8 protein-coding genes are annotated in these 8,136 nt (G+C 66.8%); 4 read left to right on the top strand and 4 right to left on the bottom strand.

The window, feature by feature from the left end; genetic code table 11:
- Positions 1-956 (top strand): FecR domain-containing protein (locus A9513_RS10705; protein WP_255302839.1); only part of this gene is annotated, 956 nt, incomplete at its 5' end.
- 191 nt (positions 957-1,147) lie between these two features.
- Complete coding sequence (locus tag A9513_RS10700) at positions 1,148-3,556, top strand: TonB-dependent siderophore receptor (protein WP_065084723.1); 2,409 nt, start codon at positions 1,148-1,150, stop codon at positions 3,554-3,556.
- A gap of 184 nt (positions 3,557-3,740) precedes the next feature.
- Here A9513_RS10700 and A9513_RS10695 read toward each other — a convergent pair whose 3' ends face one another.
- On the bottom strand, positions 3,741-4,598 hold the full coding sequence (locus tag A9513_RS10695; protein WP_024763648.1) for a protein phosphatase 2C domain-containing protein: 858 nt from the start codon (positions 4,596-4,598) through the stop codon (positions 3,741-3,743).
- A gap of 80 nt (positions 4,599-4,678) precedes the next feature.
- Between A9513_RS10695 and A9513_RS10690 the strand changes: the two genes are divergently transcribed.
- Positions 4,679-5,629: an SMP-30/gluconolactonase/LRE family protein gene (locus A9513_RS10690; protein WP_065084722.1), complete on the top strand. Its 951-nt coding sequence runs from the start codon at positions 4,679-4,681 to the stop codon at positions 5,627-5,629.
- Positions 5,630-5,648: 19 nt separating this feature from the next.
- Positions 5,649-6,272 carry a glutathione S-transferase gene (locus A9513_RS10685; protein WP_065084721.1) on the top strand — a complete coding sequence of 208 codons (624 nt, stop codon included), beginning with the start codon at positions 5,649-5,651 and terminating at the stop codon, positions 6,270-6,272.
- Positions 6,273-6,304: 32 nt separating this feature from the next.
- On the opposite strand, the gene A9513_RS10680 is transcribed toward A9513_RS10685, so the two are convergent.
- The 3 genes from A9513_RS10680 to creD all read right to left on the bottom strand — a co-directional run.
- A complete protein-coding gene (locus tag A9513_RS10680; protein ID WP_065084720.1) occupies positions 6,305-6,577 on the bottom strand; it encodes an ABC transporter substrate-binding protein in 273 nt (90 codons plus the stop codon).
- A complete protein-coding gene (locus A9513_RS10675) occupies positions 6,574-6,882 on the bottom strand; it encodes a hypothetical protein (RefSeq protein ID WP_024766526.1) in 309 nt (102 codons plus the stop codon). Before A9513_RS10675 ends, A9513_RS10680 begins: the two co-directional genes overlap by 4 nt.
- 11 nt (positions 6,883-6,893) lie before the next feature.
- The coding region (creD, locus tag A9513_RS10670; protein WP_065084719.1) for a cell envelope integrity protein CreD at positions 6,894-8,136 on the bottom strand (1,243 nt) is incomplete at its 5' end.

Here is an 8,136-nt window from a genome sequence, read left to right as displayed (position 1 = left end):
GACCGGTTTCCCTGCAGGTGCTGGACGAGGCGATCAGCTGGCAGCTGCGCCTGGGCTCCGGTGAATCGCGCCCGGACGATGAGGCCGCCTTCGCTCGCTGGCACTCCGCCCACAGCGAACATGCCCGCGCCTGGAGCCAGTTGGGCATGCTCGACCGCAGCCTGGCCGGCGCCGCCCCCAAGGCCGCACGCAATGCCTTGCTGCGCTCGCCCGGCGAGTCGCGGCGCAAGGTCCGCCGGCTGGCCGGCACCGGGCTGTCGCTGCTGCTGGTCGGCGCGCTCGCGCTGGGCGTCGGCAATCGCTATACACCGGTACGCTACGTCTTCTCCGACCTGGTAACCGCCACCGGCGAGCAGCGCGAACTGCGCCTGCCAGACAACACCCTGCTCAAGCTCAACAGCCGCACCGCCGTCGACGTGCGCTTCGACGCCCAGCAGCGCCGCATCGTGCTGCTCAGCGGCGAGATCCTGGTAGAGACCGCCCACGGCGACAGCCGCCCCTTCATCGTCGAAACCGACGAGGGCCGCCTGCGTGCCCTCGGCACGCGCTTCCTGGTGGAGCGCGACGAAGGCGACAGCACCTTGCTCAGCGTCCTGCAATCCGCCGTGGCCGCGCGCCCCGAACAACTGCCGGACGAGCGCGTGATCAACCAGGGCCAGCAGGTGCGCTTGCGCGCCGATGGCTTCGGCAGCGTGGAGGCCAACAGCGCCACCGCCGATGCCTGGACCCACGGCATGCTGGTGGTGGACAACGTGCGCCTGGGCGAGCTGATCGACCAACTGGCTCGCTACAGCCCCGGCTACCTGGCGGTGGACCCGGCGCTGGCGGACCTGCGCATCACCGGCAGCTTCCCGCTGAAGAACATCGACCTGGCGCTCGGCTCGCTGGAGCCGACGCTGCCGGTGCGTATCGAGAAGCACGGCCCCTGGTGGTCGCGCGTGGTACCGCGCGGCTGAAGGTTCTTGTGCAGGAGCGGGTTTGCTCGCGAACGGATTCCCCCCGGTTACCACGGCATCAAGGGGTTCGCGAGCAAGCTCGCTCCTGCGAAAAGCCATCCGGAAAAATATTTTCACCCAGCCCTATCACTTTTTGATTCTCGTCCGGCAAGGAGGCATCGAGAAACGTTTTCATTCAGGAGTCGTTTTCAATGCGCCGCCCGTTCGAGCTTTCGCTTCGCCCCTGCCTGCTGGCCACCGCCATTCTGCTGGCTACCTCCTCGGCCCTCGCTGCCGACGCCGTGCGTGATTACCAACTGCCCGCCGGCCCGCTGGCCAGCACCCTCAACCGCATCGCCGCAGAAGGCGGCCTGAGCCTGAGCCTCGACCCGGCGCTGGCCCAGGGCCGCAGCGCGCATGCCGTGCAGGGCCGCTTCGATGCCGCCAGCGCACTGCGCCAGGCGCTGCAGGGCACCGGCCTGGAGCTGGTGGAAAGCGAATCGGGCAGCTACAGCCTGCGCCCGGCGCCGAGCGACACCCTGTCGATGTCCGCCACCACCGTCAGCGGCAACCAGGAAGACCCGGACGGCCCGGCCGTGGGCTACCTGGCCACCCGCACCCGCGCCGGCACCAAGACCGACACCCCGCTGTTGGAAGCCCCGCGCTCCATCTCCGTCGCCACCCGCGAGCAGATGCAGGACCGCAACGTGCAGAGCCTGGACGACGCGGTGCGCTACATGCCCGGCGTGATCGCCAGCAGCTACGGCAACGACACCCGCGCCGAATGGCTGAAGGTACGCGGCTTCGAGCCGACCCAGTTCCTCGACGGCCTGCCGCTGCCCAAAGGCTCCTACGTGATGCCCAAGCTGGAAACCTGGGACCTGGAACGTGTCGCCCTGCTGCGCGGCCCGGCCTCCTCGCTGTACGGCCAGACCCCGCCCGGCGGCCTGCTGGACATGACCAGCCGCCGTCCGGAAGCTGAAAGCAGCCATGAAGTGCAGCTGCAGGTCGGCAGCTACGAGCACAAGCAGATTTCCTTCGACAGCACCGGCAAGGTCGACGACGCCGGCAACCTGCTGTACCGCGTCAGCGGTGTCGTGCGCGACAGCAACACGCAGGTCGACCACGTCGACAACAAGCGCTACAACATCGCGCCGAGCCTGACCTGGAACTTCGACGAAGACACCAAGCTGACCTTCCTCTCGCAGTTCAACCGCGACGATACCGGCATCACCAGCCAGTTCCTGCCGCTGCAGGGCACCAAGCTGTCCACCCCGGCGGGCGAGGTGAAGTACCACGAGAACCTTGGCGATCCGGACTGGGAGTTCTACGACAAGACCTATTACGCCCTGGGTTACGCCTTCGAGCACCGCATCAACGACGTCTGGCAGTTCCGCCAGAACCTGCGCTACACCAAGAGCGACCTGTCGTTCCAGGGCATCACCGCTGGCGGCAGCGCAACCTCGGTCAGCGACGACGGCACCCTGGCCCGTGGCGCCAACGTGGTGGATGAAGACATCAGCCAGTTCGCCATCGACAACAACCTGCAGGCGGACTTCTCCACCGGCCCGCTCACGCACACCCTGCTGCTGGGCCTGGATCACCAGCGCGCCAACACCAACTACAAATGGCTGTATGGCGCGGCGCCGACCAGCAACATCACCAAGCCGATCTATGGCCAAGACTTCAGCAACGTCGCCTTCACCGCGTACAACGATTACAACCAGAAGATGCGCGACACCGGCCTCTACGCGCAGGACCAGATCGCCCTCGACAACTGGCGCCTGACCCTCGGTGGTCGTCAGGATTGGGCCCACACCGGCTCGAAGTTCTACAACGCCGGCGGCGCCACCGATACCCGTCGCGACAGCCAGTTCAGCGGCAACGCGGCGCTCAGCTACCTGTTCGAGAATGGCGTGGCGCCCTACGTGTCCTATGCCGAGTCGTTCCAGACCGAAGCGGGCGGCGCCGCTGGCGCGGCCTTCGAGCCGAGCACCGGCAAGCAGTACGAGCTGGGCGTGAAGTACCAGCCGGTGGGCACCGACCTGATGCTCAGCGCGGCCGTCTACGACCTGACCCGCAAGAACATCGTCCTCACCGGCAGCGACTTCATCAGCCGCCCGGTGGGCGAGGCGCAGGTGCGTGGCTTCGAGCTGGAAGCCGTAGGCAACGTCACCGAGAATCTCAAGGTGACCGCCGCCTACACCTACGCCAACAGCAAGATGACCAAGGTCGCCAACCCGCTGGACAAGAACCGCCCGCTGCCGCTCACCCCGGAAAACCAGGCCTCGCTGTGGGCCGACTACACCTGGCATGACGGCCTGCTCGACGGCTTCGGCCTGGGCTTCGGCACCCGCTACGTCGGCGAGACCCACAACATCGCCATCGGCAGCATGGGCTACGTGCGCGACAAGTCGGATGGCGACACCGGTTCCTACACCGTCTACGACGCCGCGGTGCACTACGACCTCGGCCGCCTGGACAACAGCCTCAACGGCCTGAACGTCGCGCTGAATGCCAACAACGTATTCGACAAGGAATACATCTCCACCTGCGACGGCTTCTACTGCTACTACGGCGACCGCCGCAACGTGGTGGCCAGCGTCAACTACAAGTTCTGACGCCTCCACGAAGCCGCGGGCACTCGTAGGGCGCATAACGCGCAAGCGTTATGCGCCGGGCAAAAGCCGGCGGATAACCTGTTCCAGGTTACTCGCCCTAGGATCCTGCGCACCGAAAGCCCCGCTCCGGAAGAGCGGGGCTTTTTGCTTTCTCCGCAATGCCATCCTCGGAATTGTCGGGGCCTCAGCCGCGCACAACTCCCCACACCACACTCGCATCGTCGTGGATCTTCAGGCGTGGATAGTCCAACGCCTGGCCATCGGCGCTTTCCAGCGCGCGCAATTCGTCGATCAGCGCTTCGACGCCTCGTTCAGGCAGCGCCGCGAACAGCGAATCCAGGTCGTAGCGACGGAAATCCAGCAACCGGTCGAATCCATCGGTCACCAGCATGAACGCCTTCAATCCTGAAGGATCGAGCACCCGGCGCTGCACATGCGCAATCCAGCGCTCGCTCGGATCGAGGCACCAATACCCCTGCGGAGTGTTCGCCAGCGCCCGGTTGCGCCGCACCCACTCGCGGCTGGCCTGCCACAACTGTGCGTGGGACCAATCCGGATTTGCCTCGCGCAGCGCCAGCAGGCGCTGCACCGACTGGCGGTCGATCTCTTCCAGCGGCGTGTCGCCGAAACTCTCGACGTGGCCATCATCCCAGGCCAGGTGAATGCAGGTGTCGCAGAGGTTGAGCAGCTCCAGCGAGCCATCGCCCAGCACCCGCAGCAGGCTCAGGCAAGCGGTGGGCAGGTTCAGATCAAGGCTCACGGCCACGCCGGAATCGCGCTGGAAATCCGCAGCGATGCCCGCCTGCAACTGTGCCAGCAGGTCTTGAGTCGGCCTGTACGGCTGCTCCTCCAGCAGGCGCTGAAGATGAGCATTGGCGCTCTGCGCCAGCCAGCGCGCGTCGCTCTCGCCGCCGACCAGCCCCTGCCCGAGGCTGGTCGCGCCATCCAGCACCCAGGCCGCCTGCGCGGTGTAGCCGATGGCATCGTCGTTCACCGGCGAGCCCTGGCGGCACGCCGCCCCCAATACGGAAATCGTCGTCACAACCGCTCTCCTTCGTTTCGTCGGCCACACTGACCGGCGTACAGTCTCATCACCATCCGGACTCTGCCAAGGAGAGCCCCATGCTTCGCGTTCTGCCGCTGATTCTCGCCGGCCTGTTGCTGGCCACCGGCGCCCACGCCACGCAAGTGAAGTACTTCGACCTGCCCAAGGGTTCCGGCCCGCACGACGTGGCGCCCACCGAGGACGGCAAGGTCTGGTACACCGCGCAGAAGCTCGGCGTGCTCGGCCGGCTCGATCCGCAGACCGGGCAGAGCGAGCAGATCAGCCTCGGCAAGGGCTCCAGCCCCCACGGCGTGATCGCCGACGCCAACGGCGACGCCTGGATCACCGACAGTGGCCTCAACGCCATCGTCCACGTGGACGCGCAGCGTCTGGGCGTGGAAGTCATCCCGTTGCCCAAGGAAGCGGCCAACGCCAATCTCAACACTGCGGTATTCGATGACGACGGCGTGCTGTGGTTCACCGGGCAGAATGGCTTCTATGGTCGGCTCGACCCGGACAGCCGCGACCTGAAGGTCTGGCCGGCGCCGCGCGGCAAGGGCCCCTACGGCATCGCCGTGACTCCGGATGGAGGCGTCTGGTACGCGTCCCTCGCGGGCAACTACATCGGCCAGGTCGACGATATCGCCGATAACGCCACCACCTTCGACGCCCCCGGCAACGACAGCGGCCCGCGTCGCCTGTGGGCCGACTCCGTGGGGCGGCTGTGGATCAGCCAGTGGAGCGCCGGAAGCCTGGCGCGCTTCGACCCCAGCGACAACCAGTGGAAAACCTGGAAGCTGCCGGGCGATCATCCGCAGCCCTATGCGGTCTACGTCGATGCCATGGACCAGGTCTGGCTGAGCGATTTCGCCGCCAATACCCTGCTGCGCTTCGATCCGCAGAGCGAGAAATTCACGGCCTACCCGAGCGACCACGAACACGCCAACGTGCGCCAGCTGCTCGGCCGGCCCGGCGAGGTGTGGGGCGCCGAATCCGGCACCGATCGCCTGGTCGTCCTGCAAGATTGAACCCACCGAGGAGTCGTTGATGAGTACCCGTCCCGTCCTGTTTCACGCCGCCGCTTCGCCCTTCGTGCGCAAGGTCATGGTCCTGCTGCACGAGACCGGCCAGGCCGACTCCGTGGAGCTGTACGCCGCCGTCCACACACCCATCGCGCCGGACGCCGGCGTGCTGCAGGACAATCCCGCCGGGAAGATTCCCGCCCTGCGCCTGGCCGACGGCCAGACCCTGCATGACAGCCGGGTGATCCTCGAATACCTCGACCAGCAACACGCCGGCGAGCCGCTGATTCCCCGCGACGGCGCGGCACGCTGGCGCCGCCTGACCCTCGCCTCATTGGCCGACGCGGTACTGGATGCCGCCGTGCTGATTCGCTACGAAACCGCCATGCGCCCCCAGGAGAAACACTGGGACAAATGGCTCGACAACCAACAGCTGAAGATCGTCCGCACCCTCGCCTATTTCGACGGCCCGGCCCACCCCGAGCTGGCCGAGCGCTTCGACATTGCCGCGATCGGCGTCGCCTGCGCGCTGGGCTACCTGGACTTCCGCCAGCCGCACTGGGACTGGCGTGCGGACTATCCGCAATTGGCGAAGTGGTTCGCCGAGGTCAGCCAGCGGCCGTCGATGCAGGCGACCGTGCCGGCCTGACTGACGATGGGTATCGCTACACGCCCCCCATCCTAGGGTACGCAGCTCAGAGAGCGGGCCGGCATGCTCCAGACCTGCCAGCCCGCACCGCCCAGCCCCCTCTCCCCTCGGGAGAGGGTTGGGGTGAGGGGAAGCCGGCTGCGCCAGGCCTTCATCATCGGCTGGCTGTGCCGCACCACCCGCCGCTGAAAACGCTCATCACGCATCGCCCTCCGCCCCATCCCCTGCTCGAACAACCCGGCGATACGCCGCGCCAGCCGTCGCCCCACCTCGTGCTCCTCGCGCAGCCCGGTCCACGCACTCATGACGGCTGCTCCTGGCGGCCGAAGCGATAGATCGGCAGCGCCAGCAGCAGGCCGAGCTGGGCGACTCCCACACACATCTCCAGGAAGGAGCGCACATGGGGATTGTTCGCCGCATCCTCGACGCCGGTGAGCAACTCCCACCAATCGCCCGGCAGCAGCAGGGCGATGTGGGCCAGCGGTTTGCCGCTGGCCACCAGCAGGGCGATCCAGTCGAAGCGGCCGATGAGCATCAGCACTGGCAGGCACAGACCACTGATCAGCAGGCCGGCGAACAGGCACAGGGAAAAGCGCATCACGTTGGTCATCACGACTCTCCTCAGCGCTGTACGCGCACATCGTCCAGGGAAAATTCCAGGTCATCGCCACGGGGCTTGCCGATGCCATACCAGTCCAGCCGGCGAGTCAGCACCATCACGCCACCGAGCACACCGAACAGCAGCAGCGAGCCCATCAGCAAGGCGTAGTCTTCGGCGCTGAGCAGCGCGTAGAGCATCCCGTAGAGCCCGGCGAGCCCCAGGCTGAAACCGGCGCCGCGCCACAGGCTGTGCAACACGTGGCAGAGGTAGAAACCGATCAGCCCGACACAGGCGCCAGCGGACAACAGGTAGGCCAGCTCGAAGCCGAGATGCTCGGAGAGCGACAGCAGGAGCAGGTAGAACAGCGCCAGCGCCATGCCCACCAGCGCGTACTGGATCGGGTGCACCGACAGGCGCTTGAGTACTTCGAAGAGGAAGAAGCCGGCGAAGGTGAGGACGATGAACAGCAGCGCGTACTTCACCGCGCGGTCGGTCTTCAGGTACTGGTCCACCGGGTCCACCAGCGCCACGCCGAAGCGATGCTCACCGAACTGGCTGCACTCGGCGGTGCTGGCGCGGGAGATATCCGGATCGTCCGCACCGACCGCCCGAGCCACGTCGACCTGGGCCGGCGCGGTGCATGCACGCAGTTGATCCTCCAGGTTGGTGGCGAAGAAACTGGTGCGCCAGCGTGCGCTGAAACCCTGGTTGCTGACGCTGCGCTCGGTGGGCAGGAACTCACCGCCGAAGCTGGGATGCGGCCAGTCCGAGACCAGCTTGACCTGGCTGTCGCGGCCCACCGGGGTGATGTCCAGGCGGCTGCTGCCCAGCAGCGACAGCTCGAAGGAATAGTCGAAGCGCTGCTCGCGGTCGCTGGCCTTGAACGGCAGCACGGCATGCACGCCGTTGCCGAGGAACTGGCTCTGGGTGCCGGGCTGGAAGTCGCGCAGCTCGTCGCCGACCTTCAGCTTCGGCGCGTTCTCGATGCCGCGCACATCGCTGATGCCCACCGCCAGCAACGGGTCGTCGAAACGGTAACTGCCCAGGTCGCTGCTGATGCCGTAGTTGGCCGGCAGGACGAAGCTGCCGCTGACCTGGCTGTCGGCATGGAACAGGCGCGCCTCGTAGATGCCGCGATGGCGCAGTTCGGTGCGCATCTGCCCATCGAGACTGAAGACTTCCGGCAGGAAGTACAGCCGCCCGCGCACCTCGCGCTCCTGCAATACGCGCTGCTGGCTGGCCTTGTCCAGGCGCCAGGCGCGA

The organism is Pseudomonas sp. AU12215, from assembly GCF_001675465.2.
GTDB lineage: Bacteria > Pseudomonadota > Gammaproteobacteria > Pseudomonadales > Pseudomonadaceae > Pseudomonas > Pseudomonas nitroreducens.
Note: the sequence above shows the minus strand (reverse complement) of the source record. Positions and strands in the feature narration are given on the sequence as shown.